25 protein-coding genes and 1 other RNA gene are annotated in these 24455 nt (G+C 44.4%); 16 read left to right on the top strand and 10 right to left on the bottom strand.

What is annotated here, in order from left to right:
• Window positions 1-8: 8 nt before the first annotated feature.
• From MH215_RS08920 to MH215_RS08910, 3 genes are all read right to left on the bottom strand, one after another.
• Window positions 9-1190, bottom strand: coding sequence for a putative glycoside hydrolase (locus MH215_RS08920; protein ID WP_239289723.1), 1182 nt, complete (start codon window positions 1188-1190; stop codon window positions 9-11).
• Window positions 1191-1350: 160 nt separating this feature from the next.
• Window positions 1351-1539: a hypothetical protein gene (locus MH215_RS08915; RefSeq protein ID WP_186380855.1), complete on the bottom strand. Its 189-nt coding sequence runs from the start codon at window positions 1537-1539 to the stop codon at window positions 1351-1353.
• 174 nt (window positions 1540-1713) lie between these two features.
• Complete coding sequence (locus MH215_RS08910; protein ID WP_239289722.1) at window positions 1714-2535, bottom strand: YitT family protein; 822 nt, start codon at window positions 2533-2535, stop codon at window positions 1714-1716.
• A 302-nt stretch (window positions 2536-2837) separates the two neighbouring features.
• Here MH215_RS08910 and cshA point away from each other — a divergent pair, with 302 nt between their 5' ends.
• From cshA to MH215_RS08890, 4 genes are all read left to right on the top strand, one after another.
• Window positions 2838-4421, top strand: coding sequence for a degradosome RNA helicase CshA (gene cshA, locus MH215_RS08905; protein WP_239289720.1), 1584 nt, complete (start codon window positions 2838-2840; stop codon window positions 4419-4421).
• 202 nt (window positions 4422-4623) lie between these two features.
• Window positions 4624-5433: a YesL family protein gene (locus tag MH215_RS08900; RefSeq protein ID WP_056700274.1), complete on the top strand. Its 810-nt coding sequence runs from the start codon at window positions 4624-4626 to the stop codon at window positions 5431-5433.
• A gap of 51 nt (window positions 5434-5484) precedes the next feature.
• Window positions 5485-5675, top strand: a non-coding RNA gene (ssrS, locus tag MH215_RS08895) — 6S RNA.
• Between the two features lie 172 nt (window positions 5676-5847).
• Window positions 5848-6240 carry a DUF1499 domain-containing protein gene (locus MH215_RS08890; RefSeq protein WP_056700276.1) on the top strand — a complete coding sequence of 131 codons (393 nt, stop codon included), beginning with the start codon at window positions 5848-5850 and terminating at the stop codon, window positions 6238-6240.
• Between the two features lie 119 nt (window positions 6241-6359).
• Here the strand turns inward: MH215_RS08890 and tpx are convergent, their stop codons facing one another.
• On the bottom strand, window positions 6360-6878 hold the full coding sequence (gene tpx / locus MH215_RS08885) for a thiol peroxidase (RefSeq protein WP_056700278.1): 519 nt from the start codon (window positions 6876-6878) through the stop codon (window positions 6360-6362).
• Between the two features lie 144 nt (window positions 6879-7022).
• Between tpx and MH215_RS08880 the strand changes: the two genes are divergently transcribed.
• Complete coding sequence (locus tag MH215_RS08880; protein WP_239289718.1) at window positions 7023-7649, top strand: rhomboid family intramembrane serine protease; 627 nt, start codon at window positions 7023-7025, stop codon at window positions 7647-7649.
• A gap of 88 nt (window positions 7650-7737) precedes the next feature.
• Window positions 7738-8649 carry a glutamate biosynthesis transcriptional regulator GltC gene (gene gltC / locus MH215_RS08875; RefSeq protein ID WP_056700281.1) on the top strand — a complete coding sequence of 304 codons (912 nt, stop codon included), beginning with the start codon at window positions 7738-7740 and terminating at the stop codon, window positions 8647-8649.
• Window positions 8650-8688: 39 nt separating this feature from the next.
• Here gltC and MH215_RS08870 read toward each other — a convergent pair whose 3' ends face one another.
• Window positions 8689-9369, bottom strand: coding sequence for a zinc metallopeptidase (locus tag MH215_RS08870; protein ID WP_056700283.1), 681 nt, complete (start codon window positions 9367-9369; stop codon window positions 8689-8691).
• A gap of 28 nt (window positions 9370-9397) precedes the next feature.
• A complete protein-coding gene (locus MH215_RS08865; RefSeq protein ID WP_056701120.1) occupies window positions 9398-9826 on the bottom strand; it encodes a MerR family transcriptional regulator in 429 nt (142 codons plus the stop codon).
• Between the two features lie 352 nt (window positions 9827-10178).
• Here MH215_RS08865 and MH215_RS08860 point away from each other — a divergent pair, with 352 nt between their 5' ends.
• From MH215_RS08860 to MH215_RS08850, 3 genes are read left to right on the top strand one after another with little or no spacing between them, the layout of a single operon-like run.
• Window positions 10179-11582, top strand: coding sequence for an ammonium transporter (locus MH215_RS08860; protein ID WP_239289716.1), 1404 nt, complete (start codon window positions 10179-10181; stop codon window positions 11580-11582).
• Window positions 11583-11623: 41 nt separating this feature from the next.
• On the top strand, window positions 11624-12709 hold the full coding sequence (locus tag MH215_RS08855) for a DUF294 nucleotidyltransferase-like domain-containing protein (RefSeq protein ID WP_239289895.1): 1086 nt from the start codon (window positions 11624-11626) through the stop codon (window positions 12707-12709).
• Window positions 12706-13443: an exonuclease domain-containing protein gene (locus tag MH215_RS08850; RefSeq protein WP_239289714.1), complete on the top strand. Its 738-nt coding sequence runs from the start codon at window positions 12706-12708 to the stop codon at window positions 13441-13443. The genes MH215_RS08855 and MH215_RS08850 overlap by 4 nt, the downstream gene beginning before the upstream one ends.
• Here the strand turns inward: MH215_RS08850 and MH215_RS08845 are convergent.
• Entirely contained in the window at window positions 13429-13923 is a 495-nt protein-coding gene (locus MH215_RS08845; protein ID WP_239289712.1) for a Mov34/MPN/PAD-1 family protein, read from the bottom strand. The two genes, MH215_RS08850 and MH215_RS08845, sit on opposite strands and share 15 nt — an antisense overlap.
• 207 nt (window positions 13924-14130) lie before the next feature.
• Between MH215_RS08845 and MH215_RS08840 the strand changes: the two genes are divergently transcribed.
• Window positions 14131-14682, top strand: a complete 552-nt coding sequence (locus tag MH215_RS08840; protein ID WP_239289710.1) for a TlpA family protein disulfide reductase — start codon at window positions 14131-14133, stop codon at window positions 14680-14682.
• A gap of 126 nt (window positions 14683-14808) precedes the next feature.
• On the opposite strand, the gene cimA is transcribed toward MH215_RS08840, so the two are convergent.
• Window positions 14809-16428 (bottom strand): citramalate synthase, encoded by a 1620-nt coding sequence (cimA, locus tag MH215_RS08835; protein WP_239289708.1) that lies wholly within the window; start codon window positions 16426-16428, stop codon window positions 14809-14811.
• A gap of 715 nt (window positions 16429-17143) precedes the next feature.
• On the opposite strand from cimA, the gene MH215_RS08830 reads away from it, so the two are divergent.
• The 3 genes from MH215_RS08830 (at window position 17144) to MH215_RS08820 (ending at window position 20417) form a co-directional block, all read left to right on the top strand.
• Entirely contained in the window at window positions 17144-18445 is a 1302-nt protein-coding gene (locus MH215_RS08830; protein WP_239289706.1) for a DNA polymerase IV, read from the top strand.
• 118 nt (window positions 18446-18563) lie between these two features.
• A complete protein-coding gene (locus MH215_RS08825) occupies window positions 18564-18806 on the top strand; it encodes a ferredoxin (RefSeq protein WP_056700300.1) in 243 nt (80 codons plus the stop codon).
• A 192-nt stretch (window positions 18807-18998) separates the two neighbouring features.
• Window positions 18999-20417 carry a L,D-transpeptidase family protein gene (locus MH215_RS08820; protein WP_239289704.1) on the top strand — a complete coding sequence of 473 codons (1419 nt, stop codon included), beginning with the start codon at window positions 18999-19001 and terminating at the stop codon, window positions 20415-20417.
• Window positions 20418-20513: 96 nt separating this feature from the next.
• Here the strand turns inward: MH215_RS08820 and MH215_RS08815 are convergent, their stop codons facing one another.
• Window positions 20514-20651: a hypothetical protein gene (locus tag MH215_RS08815; RefSeq protein ID WP_164848664.1), complete on the bottom strand. Its 138-nt coding sequence runs from the start codon at window positions 20649-20651 to the stop codon at window positions 20514-20516.
• A gap of 341 nt (window positions 20652-20992) precedes the next feature.
• Between MH215_RS08815 and MH215_RS08810 the strand changes: the two genes are divergently transcribed.
• The 3 genes from MH215_RS08810 (at window position 20993) to MH215_RS08800 (ending at window position 23506) form a co-directional block, all read left to right on the top strand.
• The gene (locus MH215_RS08810) at window positions 20993-22090 is read left to right on the top strand and encodes a quinone-dependent dihydroorotate dehydrogenase (RefSeq protein ID WP_239289703.1); all 1098 of its coding nucleotides are present in this window, start codon (window positions 20993-20995) and stop codon (window positions 22088-22090) included.
• Window positions 22091-22221: 131 nt separating this feature from the next.
• Window positions 22222-23037 (top strand): GTP diphosphokinase, encoded by an 816-nt coding sequence (gene yjbM / locus MH215_RS08805; protein WP_056700306.1) that lies wholly within the window; start codon window positions 22222-22224, stop codon window positions 23035-23037.
• Window positions 23024-23506: a DUF309 domain-containing protein gene (locus tag MH215_RS08800; protein ID WP_239289702.1), complete on the top strand. Its 483-nt coding sequence runs from the start codon at window positions 23024-23026 to the stop codon at window positions 23504-23506. The genes yjbM and MH215_RS08800 overlap by 14 nt, the downstream gene beginning before the upstream one ends.
• 241 nt (window positions 23507-23747) lie before the next feature.
• Here the strand turns inward: MH215_RS08800 and MH215_RS08795 are convergent, their stop codons facing one another.
• A complete protein-coding gene (locus MH215_RS08795; protein ID WP_239289701.1) occupies window positions 23748-24293 on the bottom strand; it encodes a thioredoxin family protein in 546 nt (181 codons plus the stop codon).
• Between the last annotated feature and the right edge of the window lie 162 nt (window positions 24294-24455).

Below are 24455 nucleotides of genomic sequence, written 5' to 3'. Positions count from 1 at the left end.
TTCAATATTTATTCGTAATTAACACCTGGCGTATAACGGTTGGATGCATTCCAGAGTAGATACTCATCCACATTCATATCTTTCATCGCTTTAATCTGGTCTTCCACTTGTTTCTTCCCGTATTTCACGTAATGTCCACTACCTAACCAGCTAGCCGTAAAATCTTGAATCCATGGCCGTATGATCGGTTTAAGCTCTTTCGTTGGATCAAGTTTCTTATGTGTGTCTTCCATGGATCCTTTGATCGTTGTATATGGATCTTTGTCCGGATCCTTCACACCATACCAGCCTGTTGAGTAATGACTAGGGTATACCATTGGTGAGATCACATCTACATTCTCTGATATCTTCACAAAATCCTGTCCAATCCCTTCAGCAGCAGGGACAGATGCCGCATATCCGAAAATATCGACAGATACTCTAACACCCAATGGAGCAAGCTCTTTACGAGCGTACTGCACGAACTCAGCCACAATATCAACCCGTGACTTGTCTGTTTTCGTATATTTTAACGTATCCGCGCGATTCTCAAAGCCTTCCGGGAACCGAACATAGTCAAATTGTATTTCCTTGAATCCTAATTTTGCTGCTTCTTTGGCAATTGCAACATTGTAATCCCACACCTCTTTACTATAAGGGTTCACAAAGCTGTCTCCTTTACTGTTAGCCCAGACGCTTCCGTCTTTGTTCTTAAAAGAAAGTTCCGGATTCTTTTCAGCCAAAATGGTATCTTTGAAAACAACGACGCGTGCGATGGGATATACATCATGTTTCTGAAGTCTTTTCATCAGTGCATCAATATCCCGAATGAAAGGTTGGGATGTACCCATTTCCAGTAATGTTTTATTTTCTGTGGGGTATGTAATATATCCTAGATCGTCTTTAATATCGATGACCATGGAGTTCAACTCTGAATTGTCTACTAGTTCCAATAATTCTTTCATGCGTGCCCCACCAGCGCTGTAGGCAGTTACATAAATACCTTTGACAATGGGTGCGTCGGGTTGAGGATCAATTTTAGCAGGGGGATTGTCTGCATCGATGACCACCTGATCTTGTTGAGATTGAATAATGGCTGTATTAAAGTTACTCGTTATCGATGGAAATGACTGCACTCCCTGATCCGATGTTACCGAAGAACCGCTGAAGCTTCCCCAGGCCATGGCAAGTAAGGCCCAAAACATATTCATTGTATTCCACTCCTTTTATGTATTTCCATGTCAGTGTTATACAGTAAACCTCTCCCGGCTTTTAACCTTGTTAACTAAGTAATGAAACATGTGTAAAAAATGAAAACCGCTTCCTGAATGGGGACAACCCCCACAAGAAGCGGCGTGATCAATCTAAAGATTATTGAATGTAAATATCGTTCTGATGCTCACAAATACTGTACTGAATGATTTCCATTGCATCTCCCTGCTCCAAGATGCCCAGCCCATCTCGGAGGACGATCAGTGAGTCGAGTTCATTCGGTTTCAAGAAAGGGAGCATTTCCGGGCACCATTTGTTGACGATCTCAAACAGTTTTACCGTTTCCATATCCACAATAATCACCCTTTCCTACTCGAATTCCAAAATGGTAAGTCATTCGGCGCGAATCGGAAAAGCAAAGTGCCTGTGAAATTGAAGGGCAGATCCTGCTATACATCATATTTAGGAGCCGTGCACAATTATTATACCACATTTATGATAATTGTTAACCGTACAGGTGTCTCAACTTCGACGGAAGGAACCCATAACGCCAACCGTTTCCACAATATTCACAAATGCTTTTGGGTCGGTTTCTTTGATGATTCGTTTGATCTCAACCAGCTCATATCGAGTCGTTACAGTCATTAACATGTCCTTTTCGATATCGGTGTATGCTCCTTGAGTTTTGATCTTTGTAACCCCACGTGGACGAACGAGTAATTTCTTCAGCATAGCCTCGGTCTCATTCGTAATAATGTACAGTGTTACTTTGATGTGGCTGATGTGGATCAGATCCAGCACTTTACCCGTGATATAGATGGATACCATGGATGCCAAGGCAATAGTCCAATTATCACTCAAGTAACCAGCGAGCATAATAATTGCTCCGTTCATACCGGCCATAACGGTACCGATGGGGAAGTCGCGGTTACGTGTGAAGATCGAACCAACAATATCAAGCCCACCAGTTGAACCACCCACTCGGAACGAAATGCCTGTGCCCAATCCAACAAGAATACCACCAAACACACAGCTAAGTAGTGGATCTGGTGACACAGCAAAAACAGGCAGCAAACCGATAAACCAGGATGTGGCTGCTACAGAGACAATACTCAATATAATGAAACGTCGTCCAAGAATAAACCAACCTGCGATGAGCAAGGGAATGTTAAGAACAAAATACATTATACTAAGACTCAGGGATGTGAAATAACCCAGAAGCATGGAAATACCGGATACCCCGCCGCTAAGCATTTGATGCGGAATTAAGAACCAGTTGAAGCCGCAGGCAATAGCTGCAGCACCCAAAATGATCACTAAACAGTGCCAAATTATTTTGGGCAATTTAATCACCTCATTTATATTTAAAACCAGATTGCTGGTAATCTTGAATTGTTTTGTGATATAATGATTTGTGGATATTCTTGAGTAGGAAACTTTTTCCAAATGTATTAATAAAATTTGAAATGTTTCAAATGCTTGTGTGTAGTTTTAGTCTTATGTTGGGGACCCATTCACGAATTATGTTGATGGTGAAAATAATTTGCCCATATGGGATACCCTATAAATATTAACGCTACTTAAGAATACAGACAACAAAGTGGATTGTCCACCATGTCCACCATATAGAAGGAGTATGAATAATTTTGACAAATTTAAATTTCACAGATTTCAATCTTGAACCACTGGTGCTGCAAGCGATCACCGAACTCGGGTTTGAAGAAGCAACACCGATTCAATCCAAATCGATCCCTTTTGCTCTTGAAGGCAGAGATTTGATCGGTCAAGCTCAAACAGGTACAGGTAAAACTGCTGCATTCGGTATTCCGTTGATCAGCAAAATCTCCAAAAGTGATGAAAAAATCCGCGCCCTCATTATGGCACCTACACGTGAACTTGCGATCCAAGTTGCCGAAGAGATCGAAAAACTCACCCGCTTCAAAGGTTTGCGCTCCCTGCCAATTTACGGAGGACAAGACATCGTTCGTCAAATCCGTGCACTGAAAAGAAAACCACAGATTATCATTGGTACACCTGGACGTCTCCTAGATCACATCAATCGCAAAACCATCAAACTTGAAGATGTACAAACAGTTGTATTGGATGAAGCAGATGAAATGCTCGACATGGGTTTCATGGAGGATATTCAATCCATCCTGAAACAAGTCCCAGCTGAGCGTCAAACGATGTTGTTCTCGGCAACAATGCCTCCAAACATTCAAAAATTGGCTCAACAATTCTTGAACAACCCTGAGCATGTATCCGTAATTCCAAAACAAGTTAGTGCACCTCTGATTGACCAAGCTTACATCGAAGTGCCTGAGCGTCAAAAATTCGAGGCTTTGAGCCGTTTGCTTGATATGGAATCTCCAGAACTGGCAATTGTATTCGGACGTACAAAGCGTCGTGTTGACGAATTGGCTGAAGCGTTGCAAAAACGCGGATATTCTGCTGATGGTCTCCACGGTGACCTATCTCAAAACCAACGTGATACAGTAATGCGTAAGTTCCGTGACGGCAGCATTGACGTACTCGTTGCAACTGACGTTGCTGCGCGTGGTCTCGACGTATCCGGCGTAACTCACGTTGTGAACTTTGACCTTCCGCAAGATCCTGAAAGCTACGTTCACCGTATCGGTCGTACTGGCCGTGCTGGTAAAGAGGGTGCTGCTTGGTCATTCGTTACACCGCGTGAGATCGATCACTTGCACTTTATTGAGCGTGTAACGCGTCATCGTATTCCACGTAAACCGTTACCAACAATGGCAGAGGCTGTAGAAGGTAAACAACGTTTGACAGCTGAGCGTTTGCTTGAAATTGTACAATCTGGTGAACTGAACGAATACAAAGGCATTGCCATTCAAATGCTTGAGCAATATGATTCTGTTCAACTCTTGTCGGCTGCTCTGAAGCTCCTGACAGGTGACAAAAAAGATGCACAAGTTGATTTGACTCCAGAAGATCCAATCCGTGCTAAACGTCGTAAACCAGATGTTCGCTCCGGTGGACGTAAACCATCAGGTTACAGTGGTAACCGCAGTGGTGGCGGCAGTGGCGGTGGCGGATACAACCGTGATCGCAACAGCAGTGGCGGCGGACGTGGTGGCTACAACCGCGATCGTAACAGCGGTGGTAGTGGAAGCAGAGAAGGTGGTTACAACCGTGACCGTAAACCTCGTCCGAGCAACAATGAAGGACGTCGTCCTGCCAAAGATTCATCTTTTGAATAACATTTAATTCAATAACATATAAGTGTGATCTAAGGAATGGGGCAGGTGACTGCCTCATTCCTTTTTTTTGTATGTGAAAGTTCATAGGGCGAGATCAGGTGAATCATCTCTTTTCGGGAAGTACTGGCTTTTACTATATAAAATAAGGTATATTAATATTAGACTTCAGGTTACACGCAAGGCTGCGGAGGAGGAGAAATGTTTGGAATTTAAAGGAGCTATGGGCGGGATATACAGGCTTACAGAGTGGATTACACGACTTGCCGCAACCAACTTGTTGTGGGCTATTTGCTCGTCTCCATTCTTGTTTTTCATGATTATGAAGGTCTTAGTAATGCAACAGAACTTGGCTAACGAGTCATTACAAATGAACTGGGCTATGGCGATTGTGGCACCGCTTACACTATTCCCGGCAACCTCGGCTTTATTTACGGTTGTACGTAAATGGAATATGGGTGATACGGATGTACCGATTTTTCGCACGTTCTTTGTAGGTTACAAAGAGAATTACAAACAAAGTTTGATCGGTGGTATATTCTATACGCTGCTTTTTGCCATTATGTATCTAGATTACACGGTTTATATGACACAGTTCAAAAATATGCAGCTCGTAGGTATTATAATGCTTGTGTTGCTGCTGTTGTTGTTCGTTTCACTGTTTAACTTTTTCTCAATGGTTGTGCACTATCATATGTCGATTGGATTAATTATCAAAAATGCAGTTTTGTTAACGCTGATTAGACCGTTTCGTGTATTTTCAACTTTGCTGGGAAGTGGATTGTTAATTTACATCGGTTCAAGATATCCAGTATTGTTTGTCTTCTTTATTGTAAGCATTATCGCTTGGTTCGCGTTCTTCAATTTCTATGCTACTTTCATGAAGATGCAAGAGCAGATGGAGAAAATGCAGAAGCAGAAGGAAGAAGAGGAAGCAGCACAAGCGGGAGATGCTGTCGAAACAATTGAGGGTGCAAGCCCTGTGGAAGACAAAAACGAAACACTGCGAAAATAAAACTTACTTTGTCGGCATTTACTTTTTACACAGTTAGGGATATAATAACTGTACATCCTGCGATGTACGTTTCGGTTATTCGTTGTTTTGAACCAATGATGATGTCTTCGGGAGATCTATACAAAATGTTGCTGAAACGCCCTGTCTATACGACATGGGGACTTCAAATTCATTTTTGCGACCACCCACCTGCCAAGCAGGTTCATAAGACAATGTAGCCGGACGGCATAGGCGGGTTCCTATGTTACAAGTACAGCACCCTGACATTTTCCTCTAATCCAGGAACATCAGGGTGCTTTTTTGTGAGGAGAATCGTATTTTTGTTAAAAATGCGGCTTACCCTTTTGTTACTTCTTGAACAATGTTACACTAGAATACATAAATGGAACGGTTACACTCAAAGGAGGAAGGGTCTTGACCTTAAAGAGAACGCTCGTAGGTATCATCCGAAGTATGGAGGGAACCAGCGATCGAGCCAAGGATCCCAAATTAAAAACACGGTATTATAACCTATCTAAAGAGAGAGCGTGGGAAGAGGTTTCTTCTACACTAAAGAAAATTCCAGGTTATAAAGTGCTGCACGAAGTGCCATCTGTTGGAGAGATTATCTTGGAAAAACGTACAACGTTTGGCCGGACGATGGATATTACCGTTTCTATTATCTCAGTTAGCCCTGTGCGTAGTGCGGTAGATATGTATTCTGCTTCACGTGGTTCCCTTGGAGATCTGGGATCAAATTATCGTACAATTATGAATCTATTCTCTGTGCTTGATAAGAAGCTGGCAAAATACAAAACAAATGACTAGGGCTTGTCTGAAAACTGCGTCCTTTGCGGTTTTCAAACACGTCCTATATAGATGATGACAAAACAAAAAGCGAGAGAAGGTGAGCCTTCCTCGCTTTTGTTCTGGGGCGTGTATGACTTCTACAGCAGAGCTTTTACTGCAGCAATGGCTTGCTCGAAGTTAGGGGATTCTGTCATTTCAGGCAGATACTCCACATATGTAATCTTATCTTCGGCATCCACTACGAAAATGGAACGCATGTCCAGTTGGAATTCCTTGATCAGAACACCGTAATTTTCACCGAATGAGCGTGTTTTGTAATCAGACAAAGTAACAACGCGGTCTACGCCGGCTGCTCCGCACCACCGTTCCTGTGCAAACGGAAGGTCTACGCTTACAGTCAGGACAACTACGTTGTCTCCGAGCTCTCCAGCTTCAACGTTGAAGCGACGAGTCTGCGCATCACATACGCCGGTGTCCAGGGAAGGAACAACGCTAATCAATTTAATTTTGCCTGCATAGTCTTTCAGAGATACTTCTTCGATCAGGTTTTTGCTGAGTGTAAAATCAGGTGCTTGATCGCCTACTTTCAGTTCAGGACCGATCAATGTGATAGGGTTACCTTTGAATGTAGCTGCGCCTGTACGTTCTTGTGCCATAATAATGTTCCTCCTTATTAATTGGTGATCCGTGCCAAAATCCATTATAATCTTTTATGAAAGACATTGTCCAATGTGGACGCAGTTTATTACGGTGGATCAGATGAAAGCCGATCTGACAGGGTGGAGTGAAAGTAGAAACGTATGATATTTATTAGGTATGAGAACTGGAAGAGTTATTTGAGGTTTTTCCCTTTGACGTCAATGTTATTAGTTGCAAATGTAGTGATGTTCATTCTTTTGTCTTTGAATGGTGGTTCAACTAATCCCGTAACCTTGGTCGAGTGGGGGGCACTGACGAACCTTCCGGTTTATTCGGAGGAATGGTGGCGGCACTTTACGTCCATTTTCCTACACGCTGGTTTTAGTCATTTGTTATTCAACAGTTTTGCTCTCGTTGTGTTTGCTCCTCCGATGGAGCGAATCCTCGGGTCGATCAGGTATGGAGTGTTGTACCTTGCCAGCGGTGTTTTGGGTAATGTGCTTGCGCTTGCTTGGTACAATTCATTGGGGCAAACAACGATATCCGTTGGTGCCTCGGGTGCGGTATACGGTATTTATGGTGCTTTTCTGTATGTCGCCTTGTTCCAGAGAACCATCATGGATGAGTCTTCGCGCAAAACGTTGTATACACTGCTTGTATTCGGAATTATATTCTCGTTTGCGATGTCGGGGATTAACTGGATGGCCCACTTAGGTGGATTGTTAGGTGGATTCTTTATTTATGGACTTATCATTCGGTTGTGGCGTCCGCGGATGTTAAAGAAGTAACAATAATGAATGGTAATGAAGATGATCTGTGATCTTGGTATGCATGTAAGGATAAGTAGGGTATAGCAGAATGGAGCGATCAGGCTAAGTGGAATTAAGACAGTTGCATTACTTTTTGAAAGTAGCACAGAAGGAGCATGTTACTCAGGCTGCGGAAGAATTGCATGTGGCGCAGTCTGCGGTAAGTCGACAAATTCATCAACTGGAGGAAGAACTCGGTGTTGATCTGTTTATGCAGAAGGGGCGAAATCTGCAGTTGACTGCTGTAGGACAGCTCTTCTGTAAACGCATAGAAGGAATTTTGAAGGATTTGGACAAAGCAGTTGGAGAAGTCCATGAATTTTTGGATCCTGAACATGGCGAGATTCGGATTGGTTTTCCGCACAGTCTGGGTATTCATCTAATTCCATCTGTTGTGGCCGCATTTCGTCAGCGTTATCCTAATGTTAAATTCCGATTCAAGCAAGGCATGTTTCCTACCCTAATTCGTGACGTGCTGTCCGCTGAAGTGGATCTGGCGTTCATTTCTCCTTTTCCGGAGAAACATGATCAGGTTGCTGGGGATATTGTACTTACGGAGGAATTGCATGCAATCCTTCCGCCTAACCATGCACTTGCCAATGAAGAAACGATTGCGTTAGAACAGCTGAAAGATGACAAGTTCGTGTTGTTCAGCAAAGGCTACTCGCTGAGACCGATTGTATGGCATGCTTGTCTCGAAGCTGGATTCACACCCAAAATCGCCTTTGAGGGTGAAGAGACAGATACGATTCGAGGGTTAGTTGCAGCGGGTATGGGGGTCAGTCTTCTTCCTGAGATGGCGCTATTTCAAACGAACCCTTTGCAGCCAGCTCATGTAGCAATCTCCCATCCCAAAGTGACACGTACGATTGGATTAATTCATCGGGCGGATGATAAGCTTCCGCTCGTGGCACAGTCGTTCCGGTCATTTCTATTAAATTATTTCGGTCTACAACAAAACAATACCCCATCCGGTTAACGGTGGGGTATTGTTTTGTTGTTTATGTTAGCTATTTAATTAGTCACGGCTGTTGAATATCCCGATGTAACGGATCAACTCAAGCAATGAGATTAATGCTGCAGCAACGTAAGTCAGAGCTGCGGCGTTCAGTACCTTTGCTACACCTTTTTCTTCCTCGTTGCGGATATATCCTTCGGATACCATAATCTCACGTGCACGGTTACTGGCGTTGAATTCTACCGGCAAGGTAATCAGTTGGAAAGCAACGGTAACGGAGAAGAAGATGATACCGATCCCGACAAGGTTCATAGCGTTGAAGAGGAAACCAGCGATCAGCAAGAACGGAGCCAGACCGGATGCAAAGTTCACGATTGGGAAGATCCGGTGACGCAGTGCAAGCATTGGGTAGCTTTCTTTATGTTGAATCGCATGTCCAACCTCGTGACACGCTACAGAAACGGCTGAGATCGAATTCTCGTAGTATACGGGCTCTGACAATCGAACGACCCGGTTCATTGGATCATAATGGTCAGAGAGGGTTCCGCGGACGGGTTCAATCGGAACATCGTGTAGGCCGTTAGCGTCAAGCATGTGACGAGCGGCGTCGTAACCAGTCATTCCATTTAGGTTGGGTACATCAGACCAACGCCTAAACGTACTTTTTACGCGGAATTGCGCCCATAAGGAGAGCAAAAACGCGATAATGATCAAAACGAACATACCGTTATTGAAACTCATATTCATTCCTCCACTTTCTAATAATAAGTTACATCATGGTGTTCTCGAGCAGAATTTTCAGTGCTTCCATCGTACCTGCGCTCTTCGTGAGCAGCCCTGCCATCATTTTGCGTGCTTGTACAGGTTTCATCTCGCCAAGGAGAGGTTTGAGCTCGTTAACTTCGCGCTCAAGTTGCTGCACGTGAAGTTCTAAGGTACTCAGTTTATGGGCAACCTGCTCTTCAGTACTCACCAGACTCCACTTCTGAAGAGATTGTTTAATCTCGTCGAGACTATACTTCTCTTGTTTCATTTGTACAATACGTTCTAGTCTGGTTAAGGTTTCACTACTATATAGACGATAATTTTTCTCTGTACGCTCTTCAGGGTCAATGAGTCCCAGTTTTGTGTAATAGTCAATCGTCCGTTCGCTTACACCCGCGGTCTTGGCAAGTTCGCCAATTCTAAATAGTTTCATATCCCCAATGATATTCACCTCGCTTGCAAGTTCAAATGTAGGGAATTGTAGATTCCACCTGCGGCTTAATACAGTTCGCCCAGTTTTTCTTACTAATAGATATGATACATGATCTTTAACCATACAGTCAAACGTTATGCTTTGAAGATGAGAGATGTATCCATCTATAACTATGTACTCACATCCTATGATTATGTACTTAAGTGCAAGAAAAAGACGTATGACTTTATTCCCAGAAATATTTTTCAATTTTGTTGAAAATACTCTTGTCAACTTTCCTGTCTTCTGCTTATAATGACATTAAGAGTTTCACGATGTGTGAAGAAACTTAACATGTGAGGGAGTGGGGTTCATGAGAAAGAAATGGTTGGTTTCGGTGTTAGTAATGCTTACTTTATTGGCTTTTCCGGTCAGCGCATTCGCTGCTGCTGAGGGGCCGACTAATATCGAGCTTCAAAGTGGTTTGAACTCAGCCTTTACGTTCTTGGCTGTTGTGTTGGTGTTCTTGATGCAAGGGGGATTTGCTCTACTTGAAGCAGGCTCAACACGAATGAAAAACGCAGGACATATTGCGGGTAAAACGATCCTGACGTTGGGAATCTCAGTAATTGCGTTCTGGGCTCTAGGTTTCGGCCTTGGCTTCGGTAACGGTAATGCCTTCTTTGGAACAACGGGATTCTTCCTGAGCGGTGACAAAATGGCTGCTTCTTTCGAGTCATTGGCATTCTCCGATGTTCCACTGACCGTTAAATTTGTTTTCCATCTAGCTTTTGCTGCGGTATCATTAGCCATTGCTTGCGGTGGTATGGCTGAACGCGCAAAGATGAGCGTATATATCGTTTTCGGTACTCTTTATACTATTATAATGTATCCTGTGGTTGCTCACTGGGTTTGGGGCGGTGGCTGGCTCGCAGAGCTGGGTATGCAAGACTTTGCAGGTTCGACGGTCGTTCACTTGACTGGTGCAACAGCAGCGTTAGTCGCTACCATCTTGTTGAAACCACGTATCGGTAAATATAACAAAGACGGCAAACCTAACATTATCCCAGGTCATAACCAAGTTTACTCTGTGCTCGGTGTTATCCTTCTGTGGATTGGTTGGTTTGGATTTAATCCAGGTAGTACATTAACGGCTTTGGATGATGGATTCTTCGGTTATGTTGCTCTGACTACCAACGTAGCTGCCGCTGCTGGTGGTGTAGCTGCACTGTTGATCTCTTGGGCAGTTCTTGGTAAGTCGGATATCCCTAGTATGTTGAACGGTGTGCTTGCGGCACTCGTTGCAATTACAGGTGCTTGTGCCTTCGTTGAGCCTTGGGCTGCGCTGGTAATCGGTGCTTTGGCAGGTATTATCACATTCTTCACAGCACAATACTTCGATCGTAAAGGTATTGACGATCCAATCTATGCTTTCTCTGTACACGGTGTTGCTGGTATGTGGGGCGCGATCTCTACAGGATTGTTTGCTACACCAGAGCTTGCTGAGCATGCGGGTGTAGGTCAAGCGGGTCTGTTCTATGGCGGTGGTTTCCATCAATTAGGCGTACAGCTCCTCGGTCTAGTCGGCGCGTTTGCCTTCGTACTTGTTGTATCCTTCATCATCCTAGGCGGAATGAAAGCCCTTATGGGTATCCGTGTTACGGAAGAAGAAGAAACAATGGGCCTTGATATAAGCGAACATGGTACTTACGGGTATCCTGAGCAAATGAAACATGCAGAAAGCAAATCCAACGGAGGCGGTACGTTCAGCTCCTAAGTTGAAGATTGCTGAATCATGCTTCAAGGAGGCCGGACATGATGGAACCCATCCCGTTTATCAACCATTCTTGGTCCTATACGGAAATAGATGTGGCAGCATCTGTTGAAGAATTGCGCCAGGCACGAATCGTATTACAGAATGAGCTCCAAGAATTGTTGTCCGCTTCCTTGTCGAAGGTTGAATGGTACCAAACGGTAAATGAGCTGCATGACCGGATTTCCCGGAAAGCAGTAGAGTTGTGCATCCAGGGGATGGTAGAGGAAGGCTTCGGCCAACCTCCCGTCCCCTATGCCTTTATCGTTTTTGGTAGTTCAGGCAGGGAAGAGTCAACATTATGGAGTGATCAGGATAATGGCATGATCATTAGTGATATGCCGCATGAAGAAAAAGAATCCTATTATGCTGAGCTTGGTCAGCGCATTACCGATGTGTTAGAAGAGCTTGGGTATGCCAAATGTGAAGGTAAGGTCATGTGTTCCGAGCGGCTGTGGAGAAAGACGCTTGAAGCTTGGAAACAACAGCTGTCGGAATGGCGTTCAGATCTAGCCTGGGAGCCGGTTCGTAATCTCATTATCGCTTCAGATATGCGCTTTATTACAGGAGATCATCGACTTGCGGAAGAATGGATTAACGAATTTTACTCCGGGTTCAGACAGGTGCCTGAGCTTTCCGATGCTGTTCTGCGCAATACAGTTAAACATAAAGCTACATTAAATATTCTTGGGCAGGTGGTCACTGAGCGTTTTGGTGAACATGCAGGAGGATTTGATGTGAAATATGGTTTATACATTCCGTTGGTCAATAGCGCAAGATTTCTGGCATTACAGCATGGGATTAAAGAAACATCCACACTCAAGCGGATAGAGCGATTGGTTTCGTTGGAGGCTGTCCCGCTTACCTTGCTGGATGCCGCTGGCAGAGCTTTCGTATCCGCACTTGAATTTCGGCGTAATACACCGGTTGTGCTCAAACGGGATCTTCAGCAGAGCAGTGGATTTTTAGATGAGAAACAAATGAAACAAAAGCAAGTGCATTATGAACTGAGAAATACATTAGGGCTGGTACGTCGTGTGCACCGCGCACTGCAACGACAGCTGCGTTTCGCGGAGAGGAGACGTCCATGAGAGAGCCGGCACGGGGCAATACAGGATTTTGGAATTCGCTGCGTCAGGGAGGGGTTCCTTCCGCCATCGCTTCCATAATGGGAGCCCCTACGGCGCAACACATGGCTTTTATCCGTTCGATGATGAGAGAACAACGTAGACCGGAGGTGCTGCACACTCCGTTGAACGAGTTGGATGCAGTTGTGTTCGATTTGGAAACGACGGGCTTTTCACCTCAACATGGAGATGAGATTCTTTCGTTTGGAGCGGTACGAATTAATGGTGGTGTCATTGTGGAGGGGGAACAGTTCTACACATTGGTGCAATCCAAGACAGCCGTTCCAGAGCATATTACTGAACTAACGGGAATTACGCAGGAGATGACATTGGATGCACCATCCCTTCTAGAGGGATTACATGATTTTATGTCATTTGTCGGAGGTAGTGTGCTTGTCGCACACGCGAGTGGGCATGATCGTGCTTTTCTCAATGCAGCGTTGTGGCGTACTACCAAGGTAAGGCTTACACACCGACTGATCGACACGATGATGTTGGCGCGATGGCTGGAGCCTGGTAGGCCAGGTTATGGGCTAGATGAGCTGCTGGAATCAAGAGGCATTACCATTCAGGGTCGTCACCATGCTCTGGAAGATGCGAAGATGACGGCGCAACTATGGTCTTGTTACTTGGAAGATATGATTCAGCATAACGTAGAAACGTTGGGAGATCTGTACACTCAATTAAGTCATGCGTAATTGTAATGGCTGTAATGTATGTTTGATACCTTCATTAACTTCATCAGGTGTCTGTATCGCGGATTCAATCTCATAAGCATGTAAGTTCATCTTGTTATGACTTGTTGAATCACTGGGATGAACAGGTGATCCAATGAGATATACGTTCAGCAAACCGGCGAAAGTCGGAAGGGCGTGGATGTCCTCTAGAGACGGTAACGGCTCGGTTCGAGGATGGGAGTGGAATACACCAATAAGCGTAGGTTCCTGAAAGATGCAACGAATCCATTCCGCTTGCTCTAGTTGGAAATGATGCAGCGGGTCAGGTGCTACGTTACGAATGGGCTGAAACCGACTGATTCGTATGCCGCCCGCTGCAGCTTCACCCAGCACAATCCCGCAGGCTTCCTGCGGCAGCGAATGGAACATGTACTCTGACATTTCTTGCTCCACGAAGGAAGGGATGTAGAGTGTGTTCTGCTGTCCACGAAGTGCTGCCATTTGTATTCACCCCTCTCTCTTTGGCTCCTGTTTCGGCAGGAGTCCTTTTTCATTTTATTTTATAGAAGCTGTTCAAAAAGTCCAATTTTTATGGATTCAGATTGTAAAATTTTTAAGGAAAAGGGTACAATATGAGAGAGGATCTAGGTTTGTTCCATATGAATGTTAAAATCATGCGGGATACTGACGATAAGAGGGTGAATAACCGTGAAAAGAAATCTATACATATGGTTTGTTGCTGTATTACTCGTTGGTTTTGCGTTGGCGCAAAATGCAGGGGATGGGATTGCAGCAGTATTCAAGCAGGAGGAACCTCTTCCTACGGAGACTGGGCCTCGTGCAGGGTTGCTTGCTCCTGGGTTTTCTCTAACAGCAATGGACGGGAAAACCTACGATGTAGGTGGAGCTAAGGATAAAGCGATATTTGTGAACTTTTGGGCGTCATGGTGTGAGCCTTGCAAACAGGAGGCACCAGAGCTCAATGCATTAGCGGCAAAGTACAAAGATAAATTAGACGTGTATGGTGTTAATGTGACATCGTACGATAAACTTAAGGATGCCAAAGCCTTTGTAGATGAGTATAAGCTTACCTTCCCGATCTTGCTGGATGAGGACGGAGCTACTTATGCAAAGTATAACGGAGTGGCATTTCCTACAAATGTACTGATTGATGCCAACGGCGTGATTCAGGAGGTTATTCTTGGCATTTTACCTGAGGAAGAGTTGGAGCGTAAAATCAAGGCAGTAATTAAAAAGTAGCTGTTTAAAGGGGAATCTCGATCCTGTCTTCAATAAGGCGACAAATGATATCTCAATGCAAAACAAAGCGCCCATTCTCCGATGTTGGAGAAGAGCGCTTCTTTATATTTTCCGGGAAATATGTGTTTAATGATTATTTAGTCCATGTGCAGCAATTGAAACGATGCTAGGCTCGTCCTGTATGTTTTCCTGAAGTAACGCGTAGCGGAAACTGTGCACGAGTGCTTCCCAGCTCGCTTCAATAACGTTCTCAGATACACCAACCGTATTCCATGTGTTTTCCGTATTTTTGGACTCAATCAGAACACGTACTTTGGCCGCTGTAGCATCTTTCTCATCCAAAACACGTACTTTGTAGTCAGAAAGGTGCATGTTGCCGAGTGAAGGGAAGTATTGTACAAGCGCCTTACGAACAGCATTATCGAGTGCGTTGACAGGACCATTACCTTCAGCAGCGGTGTACACACTGTTTCCGCCTACATTCAATTTAACAAAAGCTTCGGAAACAACGGGTTTTCCGGCTGTTTTCTCCACCAGCATTTTGAAAGATTCAAAGGTGAATAGTTCTTTCATGTCTCCATTGGCCTCGCGTATCAATAATTCAAGTGAAGCATCCGCACCTTCAAACTGGTAGCCTTGATGCTCAAGATCTTTGATTTTCTCAATAATTTGGCGAGAGTTCTCGCTACTAGGGTCGAACTCAAGCCCAAGTTCTTGAGCCTTAGACACAATGTTACTTTGTCCAGCAAGTTCGGAGACAAGCACACGTTGTTTGTTCCCAACAAGTTCTGGCACGATATGCTCATACGTACGGGAATCGCGCAAGATGGCAGAGACGTGAATTCCACCTTTGTGAGCAAAAGCAGCATTACCAACGTATGGTTGGTTAATTGGCATGTTCACATTTGCGATCTCACTTACGTAGCGCGCTACGTTGGTCAGTTGTTTCATCGAATCTTCAGACACGCATTCATAACCAAGCTTCAATTGTAGGTTAGGGATAATAGAGGCCAAGTTGGCGTTACCACAACGTTCACCATATCCATTCATTGTACCCTGTACCTGTCTTGCACCTGCTTGTACGGCACTTAACGTGTTGGCAACAGCCAGTTCACAGTCATTGTGCGTATGAATGCCAAGCTGAGCTAAGGGTAGTCCGCGGTAGAGTGTGGATACAATCTCATGCACCTCATGGGGCATCGTTCCGCCGTTGGTGTCACACATAACCAGCCAGTCCGCTCCAGCTTCATGCGCTTTGGTAAGCACCGCTTGGGCATATTCCGGATTATGTTTGAAGCCATCGAAGAAGTGCTCTGCATCAAATATGACTTCCATTCCCTTTTGTTTAAGATAGGCGATAGAGTCATAGATCATGGAGAGGTTTTCTTCTAAAGTGGTTTGCAGTGCAGTGTGCACGTGGAAGTCCCATGACTTCCCGACAAGTGTCGCTGCATGAGCACCTGATTCAAGAATTCGTTGTAAGTTAGCGTCCCCACTGGCGACAGAGCCTTTCCGACGTGTGCTGCCAAATGCAACCACCTTGGCGTTTAAGTTCAGTTCCTTGACTCTTTTGAAAAACTCAATGTCCTTGGTGTTGCTGCCCGGAATTCCGCCTTCAATATAATGAGCACCCAGGTCATCTAGCTTTTTGGCAATTTTGAGCTTGTCATCTGCCGATAAGCTGACACCCTCCCCTTGTGTGCCGTCACGTAAAGTCGTATCGAAGATGGAAATGGCCTTTGACATGAAGATCCTCCTTTGAGATAAAGCGCTTTTTTAAAAGTTAATTGATTAGTTGGGAAAGTAAGAAAAGCTTAAGTTGTATCAATCCTTCGATTCTGCAACGCTACACTGTGTTAAACTCGCTGCGTTGATTTGTCCAAAAGTCGTGAATTTGTATAATTAATTATTATAGCACCATTATAGCCAAATGCTACATAGAATTCGCAGTTTCATGTAACAAAAATAGGATTTTTGAGTTTTAGCACAGTGTGAACGACTGAGGAAATTATGTTATGCTTGTTAGAATTGGATAAAGGAGGGAGAGGTATTGAGCTTTATTTGGGAAAATACAATTATTTGATTAATAGCTACAATCATATTTGGAGTCGGCATTTGGGTGATCGTTCGATTGATCATCAAGTCCATTCAGAAATAAACTGGATCGAGCCATGATGAAGCTATTATAAGGTATTGATGAAGTTATTAAAGGTATAATGGAATTCATTAAACGAGAAGCATTTTGTATCTAATCAAAATTTATTACATGTTCAGTGAGGCAGTTTGAATTCCATGATAATGATCAACAAGATGAAAAATGGTTGTATAAATGCGAGTTGTTGAACAACCTCTATAAATAATTTTACATAAGAAACTGGAATATTATAAACTATAGATTGTGGGATGTAATGTTACATTTCCAATGGTCTACGAATCGGTATACGAAGGGCGGAGGTTAAATATGTCTTCAGACGGAACGCGCTATACCCATGTTGAACAATATTATCCTGCCGCCGGGCGGGTCATTTTGCATGTGGATATGAACGCTTTTTACTGTTCTGTGCATGAAGCGGAGGAGCCTGAGTTATATCGAGGCAAAGCGACGGCTGTGGCTGGCAGCAGCGAGGTGCGAAAAGGGGTTATTGTAACCTGCTCTTACGTAGCTAGAGGCAGAGGAATATCAACAGGCATGGTTGTCCACCAGGCCATGAAGAAGTGTCCTGACTTAATTGTGATTCGACCTGATTTTCATTTATATCGGAAGTATTCCAGAGCATTCATGCAAATCGCATATAGCTATACACCGCTGCTTGAGGCAACCTCTATTGATGAGTGTTATCTTGATATCACCGGTTCGAAACAGTTCGGCACACCAATGGAGATTGCAGCCAGCATACAGGATCGAATTCGAGAGGAGCTAGGATTACCTTGTTCTATTGGAATCGCGCCTAATAAGCTGCTGGCGAAAATGGCATCGGATCTGAAGAAGCCTAATGGGATTTCCATTCTGCGAATGAGAGATGTGCCTAACATTCTATGGCATAGACCTTGCAATGAGCTGTTTGGCATAGGTAAGAAAACAGCGGAGAAGCTAAAGAAGATCGGTATTGAGACAATTGGACAGCTTGCTCATTCAGATGAGCGAATGCTTAGAGATCTATTTGGTGTCAACGGTACCTGGTTGAAAAATTCAGCTAAAGGGATTAATCATTCGCCTGTGCAAGCTGAGCGGGAAGCGAACAAGTCCATCGGGCATACAACAACACTGCCAGCGGACATATCGGATATGAATGATGTGCAGCGGGTTCTATTAAATATTAGTGACCAGGTCGCCAGAAGGCTGCGTAAGCATGAAATGTTGAGTCAGGGCATTCAGATCACCATTCGTACGCCGGACATGAAGACTATTACCCGCTCTCGGTTAATGGAAGTGCCTACAGAGGATTCGTCCATCATATATCGGGAAGCTTGTGCGTTGTTCGCTAAACACTGGGGTAGTGGGAGGCCGGTTCGAATGTTAGGTATCACTCTACAAACGTTGATCCCGCGTGAGGAATCTGCTATTCAGATGGATCTGTTTGAATATGAGCAGAAGCCGAAGAAAGAGAGCTTGATTCGAATCATGGATCAATTGCGTGATAAATTCGGGGAAAATGCGGTTGTGACCGCGGGCATGATCGGTGACGATCCATCCGTGTTACTGCGCGACCATAAAGTACGGGGGACTTCATTGCAAAAAGATAATTTGCAAAGTCTTGATTAAATAAGGCATAATAGAGACTTGCGGTTATAAAATTGTTTGTAATTACTCTTACTTTGTATTAATATGTTTCTAGATAAAAATACTGTACGTTTGTGAATTTTTAGGAGGAGAGATTGTAATGAGTAAATATACTTGGGTTGAAAAAGATACATGTATTGCATGTGGAGCTTGCGGAGCAACAGCACCTGACATCTACGATTACGATGATGAAGGCTTGGCAGAAGTAATCTTCGACGGTGATGCAAACAAAGGGATCAAAGCTATTCCGGATGAGTTCTTCGATGATATGCAGGACGCTTGCGACGGTTGCCCTACAGATTCCATTAAAGTTGCGGATGAGCCTTTTAACAAAGAAGGTTAATCCATTATTTATATTGTAACATGCTAAGCACTTTCTGCTGTCTTTCACAGTGGGACGTGCTTTTTCGTTGTTTGCACGTATGTGCCAGAAAATGATGGAAAGTAATCCGAGGACTCAAGTCCTATGGATTTCAATCGTCAATCTGCCGATATATAGGAAGAAACGGAAAATGACGAACTGATGGAGGATCGGATGCAAAATACTCATTTACGTACATATGTGAAGAAACACCCAGATAATAAAATGGCTTGGTATTTGCTTGGCAAGGAGTACTTGAATGAAGGCCAAGAAGCCAAAGCAAATTACTGCTTTCAACAGGCTGGGGAGGTATATGAAGCTTTTGAGCGCAGTAAAGCGCCAGCAGATATATGGGTGGATTATCAGAATAAACTCGTGGAGATGGGCGAGCAAAAGGAGAAGAAACAGCGGGTTCGCAAGTTATGGTTAACCTTGGTCATGTTGCTAGTGCTTGCGTTAGTACCGCCTGCCGATGCTCCTGGCTTCAGCCGTGATACAGCCACAGCACTCACAGATGCGCTGGCTGCAACAGATGATCAGGAAGAACAAGCTGGGGAAGCATCAGTTGCAGATCCAGAGGGTAACGATTCCAGTGTATTTACTGCGGGCACCTTTGGGGGTGGAAGTCAAGGTGAAACTGCATTAGCTGCAGCCTGGGCTAGTGCGGGATCGAACGTGCAGACGTCAGCCGTCCTCGGTATGCAGGTGTCTGATCAATGGTCGTTGTGGAAACGTAATATGCCAGTGAAATACATCATACAGACCAACAACAAAGGAAGATTGACAGCTCAAAGCTATGATGCGAAGCAGTGTGACTGTGAGCCTCCAGAGGTTTCAACGGAAGTGAAACAGTTAGCAGCGGCTTGGTCGGCCAAGCAGGAGGTGGCAGCATCGTTGTCTAGTGCAATCGGAACTTATCGAAAAAAAAATGGATCTTGGCCCAAAAATGTGAACCAACTTGCTCAGCCGTTTCCTAATAATGTGCTAGGTGAGACCTCGCCTGGCATGAGTCAAATGTTCCCTGTTCTACTTGCAATGCATCAACAAGGTAAGGAAACCGAGGCTCAAACGGGTTCCGCAGGCGAAAACGCAATAGATTCAGCGGATGTGTTTGGAGATACGTTAGGTGGCGAGCCTTTCCTGAAGGAACCACTCGAGATTGTTGTGGATAAGAAGAATCATAGGCTCGCGCTCCTCAGTGGAAACACGATTATTCGTAATTATGAGGTGGGTCTAGGCGGAGATCGAACGCCAGAAGGTATCTTTGTCATCAGTGATAAAGTGGTCAATCCGAATGGTCGCTCCAACGGAGAGTTTGGGACGAGGGGAATGCAGCTCTCGGATACCAATTATGCCATCCATGGGACCAACGAGCCGGATAGTATCGGACTAGATGAATCCCTTGGATGTGTGAGGATGAACAAGGCAGACGTGGAAGAACTATTCGCACTTGCTCCTCAGGGTACTCCCGTGCGGATTGGGACGGATCTGCTTCCAGACACCCTGGTTATTCCAGAAGCGAAGGATCGCTACAAGTACACGCTCGTGCCTAAGCAGAATAATCCGAACAAGACGTATCACTGGTTGAACTAGGTACATACATCGCACAATAATGCACCTTCATCATCGAACTGCCCTTATACAGCCTGCTTAATGATTATGTAAAATGTGAAGCATGGGTTGGTTCATTTACATATTGGCGATAATAATCAGTGCGCTGATAATAATGATTAATCCGACCACACTGGCTGCTGTCCAGATGATAGCTTTTCGATTCACTTCTTCTTTTTTCTGCTGAAGTGTTGGTGGTTTACGTTTGGGAGCCATGAGCTGTTCCTCCTTATCATCGAGCTATTATTAATGTGACTATGGTATCATTGTAAAGAATTCCCCTTCTCTTTTCCAGTATGCAGGTAGATTTATTATCGTGCCTTTTTGAAATGAGAAATCGGGTATCGCGTGTAAGGTTCTGATCATAGCATTCTTGCGGAAAGCGTATACTTCAATCCGATCTTTGGATGATCTGAATAAATGATTGTGTCTATACGTAAATCACTTTCCTTTTGAAGAAGAAACGGATAGACTTGTGTATAGAGTGTTTTTTTACATATGAAAAGACGGGAAAGCCTTTTTTAAAAAGCGTACCGGACGAGAACGGAGTGAACGATTTGTTATACAGAAGTCTTGCAAAACCGCTATTGTTCAAAATGGACCCTGAGCAGGCTCATCATCTCATTATTGGTGGCCTTAGTGGTATGGGAAGCATACGCCCGGTGCCCTCTGGTTTACGTGTGATGTATGGTGTGCGTGAAACGGCTGATCTCGCAGTGGATATGTTTGGATGCCACTTTCCTACGCCTGTAGGATTAGCAGCAGGTCTGGACAAAAACGGACAAGCAGTAACGGGGTTCTCTTCGATTGGATTTGGATTCATGGAGGTGGGTACTGTAACACCTCTAGCACAGCCAGGAAACGATCAGCCACGATTATTCCGTCTGCCTCCCGATGAGGCGCTAGTGAACCGTATGGGATTCAATAACCTGGGTGCGGAAGCGATGGCAGGTGAACTATCTCGTCTGAAGGAACGTCGCATTCCAGTCGCTGTGAATATCGGTAAGAATAAGGCAACATCAAATGAAGAGGCACATCTAGATTATGCGAAGTGTATCCGAGCACTGTACCAATATGCTGATCTGTTTGTCGTCAATATTAGCTCACCAAATACACCGGATTTGCGTAATCTGCAACATGGGAATGAATTAAAAGAATTGCTTGCTGCGGTTATGAATGAGATGAAAGCCCAGCGAGCGATTGTTGGTGGCGCAGCCAAATCCGTTCTTGTCAAAATTGCACCAGATGTCAACGATCAGGAGCTTGAATATATGGTGAGAACGATAGTTGATAGCGGTGTAGCCGGTATTATCGCAACCAATACGACGATTAGTCGGGAGGGGCTGTCTCACCAGCATGCGAAGGAAACAGGTGGACTAAGCGGTAAGCCACTCCGTGATCGCTCTACGGAGATCATTCGTCAGATCTATCGCCAGACCGAAGGTAAGCTCCCGATTATCGGCTCAGGTGGTATTTTTACAAGCGAGGACGCTTATGAGAAAATTAAGGCGGGAGCAAGCCTTGTGGAAATTTATACAGCTCTGATCTATGAAGGGCCAGAAGTAAACCGCCGCATCCATGCCGGATTGCGCGAATTGTTGCGCCAAGATGGTTATAGTCATATTTCCGAAGCGGTAGGTGCGGAGCACAAGTAGAAGAGAAGGAAGTTCCCCAATAGCAAAATATAGAAGCTTGGAAGAGGTTAATTGTACGGGACTCTTCCCCCCGACAAACATCATGTATAATAGGTAATATAGGGGACGCTATAGAGACAGGAGGCATAAGCATGGACGGTAGAGACTGGGGTACATTTTTACTTCCTTATGAACAAGCGGTAGAGGAATTGAAGGTTAAGTTCAAGACAATGCGGGCGGAGTTGAAGAAAAGGGAAGAATACGCTCCAATCGAATTCGTGACGGGTCGTGTCAAAAAAATATCCAGCATTTTGGAGAAGTCCAGGCGTTTGAATGTGCCGCTGGATCAGGTAGAAACCGGGATAGAGGATATTGCAGGAATACGGATTATGTGTCAGTTCGTGGATGATATTCGCCGAGTGGCCGAATATATTCGCGCACGTAAGGATCTAACCGTTCTCATTGAAAAAGATTACATTACCAACTTCAAAGAGAGTGGATACCGCAGTTTCCATATGATCATTGAATATCCTGTTCAGACGGCACTTGGACAAAAAATCGTGTTGGCCGAGATTCAGATCCGGACGTTAGCGATGAATTTCTGGGCGACCATCGAACATTCCCTCAGTTATAAGTTTCGGGAGAGTCTTCCCGATGATATGCGAGCTAGGCTGAAAAAGACGGCTGAAGCTGCATTTGTACTTGATAATGAGATGTCTGCAATTCGATTGCAAATCCTTGAGGCACAGAAGGCATTTGAGGATGACTCTAATATCGTATCAAGAACACTGAACATCATACATCAATTGTATTTCTACCATCTAGTGAATGAAGCGATTGAAGCCCAGAAACGGTTCAATGATTGCTGGGAGCGTCATGACATGGAAGGGCTTAAAGACCTTCTAGATGATGTGAAGGCACTTTTGAACAATGCGAGGAAGGGCGAGAACCCAGATGAACAGCTATGAGCCACTGTACATCGACTACTTAATCTACTTTAATCGCGATCAGGACTATTTTGAATGCCATGAAGTGTTGGAAGAACTGTGGTTAAAATGTGATCGTAATTCATTTTATAAAGGGATGCTGCAAATTGCCGTTGGATTGTATCATTTTAGAAACGGCAATCTTCGTGGAGCGCGGATGATGTTTCAAAGTGCAGTAGAGCTTCTGGAGACGTATCCTGCTGCTCAACAGGGAATTGAGCTTGGACGATTAGTCCAAGAAGTCCGTGAGCTGTTAGAGGGACTGACAGATTCAGATTCGGATAGCTTCCCTTATCGTGATCTAACGATTGTGATTCAGGATGAAGCGTTGATTCAAGCTGTTAGCCAAAGAAGCCAGCACGTGAAACCTAACATACCGCAGCGGCGAAGTCCGACGCGTGGACGGATCTATGAAGAGAAGATGAAGGCATTGCAGCAGAAAGAGCAATAAAACGGAATACATGATACTCAAGCTTAAGCATCGTTGCTGACAGGGCTGTGACAGCCTTGCAGGAAAAATATAAAAAACACCCCGATCATGCCTTACGGGCGATCGGGGTGTTTCGTATTCTAGCGATGGATAGAGAAGGAGAGTAGGGACAAGTATTGAGCAGCACAACCTAAGTGCTCAATGCTTGTCCCTCCATCAACAACAACTCCACGTATCGGTATCCATAACACCGAACTTGTGCTTAGCTTGCTGCTGGCGTTGCGCTATCCTTGTATTTGTCAAAGAATTGTTTGTAGTCATCCAGGGTATAGCCGTTATCACTGCCATTCTCCTGAAGTCCGCCAACCATGCGATCCTTCTCAACACCGTCTTGGTAATAAACAAGCGTTGGTGTGAACTCGATATTGTAATCTGTCCATCCAGAGTCAAACTCACGTAGGTTGAACTGTGGCAATTGGATACCTTCTTGATCTACTAAAGGCATCAATTGAGGTGTTGTAGCACGGCAGTGTGAGCAATCAGATGCGAAGAAATAAACAAAAAAGCTTTCTTTATTATCAATCTTAGCTTTCATATCACCAGGCAAAATAATTTGTTGGTAATTCGGATCATCGAGCAATTCGCGAGTAGCTGAAGTGAGCTTGGAAGCCGGAATACCATACGCATTCTCTACAGCATCCATCTGCTTCTTGGATTGTTGATTCACCAGTACAAGTGCGGCTAGCAAAATGACAAAAATGCCTAGGAAAATAAGGATCGTGGCACTTTTCTTTTTCTTAGATTTCATTGAACATCCCCCATTATTCATATCGTGATATGGCTTTGGCAAAAATATAGTCTGGGATAATATGCATAATACACCGAATTTTTGCTCAAGAATTAACCTACTTGTCATTATACAACATTACAGGCTGTAGTGGAATATCTACTGAACCGATAAGACAGCAAA

Source organism: Paenibacillus sp. ACRSA, from assembly GCF_022346845.1.
Taxonomy (GTDB): domain Bacteria; phylum Bacillota; class Bacilli; order Paenibacillales; family Paenibacillaceae; genus Paenibacillus.
The sequence above is the reverse complement of the archived record's forward strand: the minus strand, read 5'-3'. Positions and strand labels throughout refer to the sequence as shown.

Bases quoted from the DNA above. Each gene is read 5' to 3' on its own strand.
- MH215_RS08920 (WP_239289723.1), bottom strand. From the start codon at position 1,190: ATGAATATGTTTTGGGCCTTACTTGCCATGGCCTGGGGAAGCTTCAGC.
- MH215_RS08915 (WP_186380855.1), bottom strand. From the start codon at position 1,539: ATGGAAACGGTAAAACTGTTTGAGATCGTCAACAAATGGTGCCCGGAA.
- tpx (WP_056700278.1), bottom strand. From the start codon at position 6,878: ATGGCACAAGAACGTACAGGCGCAGCTACATTCAAAGGTAACCCTATC.
- MH215_RS08880 (WP_239289718.1), top strand. From the start codon at position 7,023: ATGATATTTATTAGGTATGAGAACTGGAAGAGTTATTTGAGGTTTTTC.
- MH215_RS08870 (WP_056700283.1), bottom strand. From the start codon at position 9,369: ATGAGTTTCAATAACGGTATGTTCGTTTTGATCATTATCGCGTTTTTG.
- MH215_RS08865 (WP_056701120.1), bottom strand. From the start codon at position 9,826: ATGAAACTATTTAGAATTGGCGAACTTGCCAAGACCGCGGGTGTAAGC.
- MH215_RS08860 (WP_239289716.1), top strand. From the start codon at position 10,179: ATGAGAAAGAAATGGTTGGTTTCGGTGTTAGTAATGCTTACTTTATTG.
- MH215_RS08855 (WP_239289895.1), top strand. From the start codon at position 11,624: ATGGAACCCATCCCGTTTATCAACCATTCTTGGTCCTATACGGAAATA.
- MH215_RS08850 (WP_239289714.1), top strand. From the start codon at position 12,706: ATGAGAGAGCCGGCACGGGGCAATACAGGATTTTGGAATTCGCTGCGT.
- MH215_RS08845 (WP_239289712.1), bottom strand. From the start codon at position 13,923: ATGGCAGCACTTCGTGGACAGCAGAACACACTCTACATCCCTTCCTTC.
- cimA (WP_239289708.1), bottom strand. From the start codon at position 16,428: ATGTCAAAGGCCATTTCCATCTTCGATACGACTTTACGTGACGGCACA.
- MH215_RS08830 (WP_239289706.1), top strand. From the start codon at position 17,144: ATGTCTTCAGACGGAACGCGCTATACCCATGTTGAACAATATTATCCT.
- MH215_RS08825 (WP_056700300.1), top strand. From the start codon at position 18,564: ATGAGTAAATATACTTGGGTTGAAAAAGATACATGTATTGCATGTGGA.
- MH215_RS08820 (WP_239289704.1), top strand. From the start codon at position 18,999: ATGCAAAATACTCATTTACGTACATATGTGAAGAAACACCCAGATAAT.
- MH215_RS08815 (WP_164848664.1), bottom strand. From the start codon at position 20,651: ATGGCTCCCAAACGTAAACCACCAACACTTCAGCAGAAAAAAGAAGAA.
- yjbM (WP_056700306.1), top strand. From the start codon at position 22,222: ATGGACGGTAGAGACTGGGGTACATTTTTACTTCCTTATGAACAAGCG.
- MH215_RS08800 (WP_239289702.1), top strand. From the start codon at position 23,024: ATGAACAGCTATGAGCCACTGTACATCGACTACTTAATCTACTTTAAT.
- MH215_RS08795 (WP_239289701.1), bottom strand. From the start codon at position 24,293: ATGAAATCTAAGAAAAAGAAAAGTGCCACGATCCTTATTTTCCTAGGC.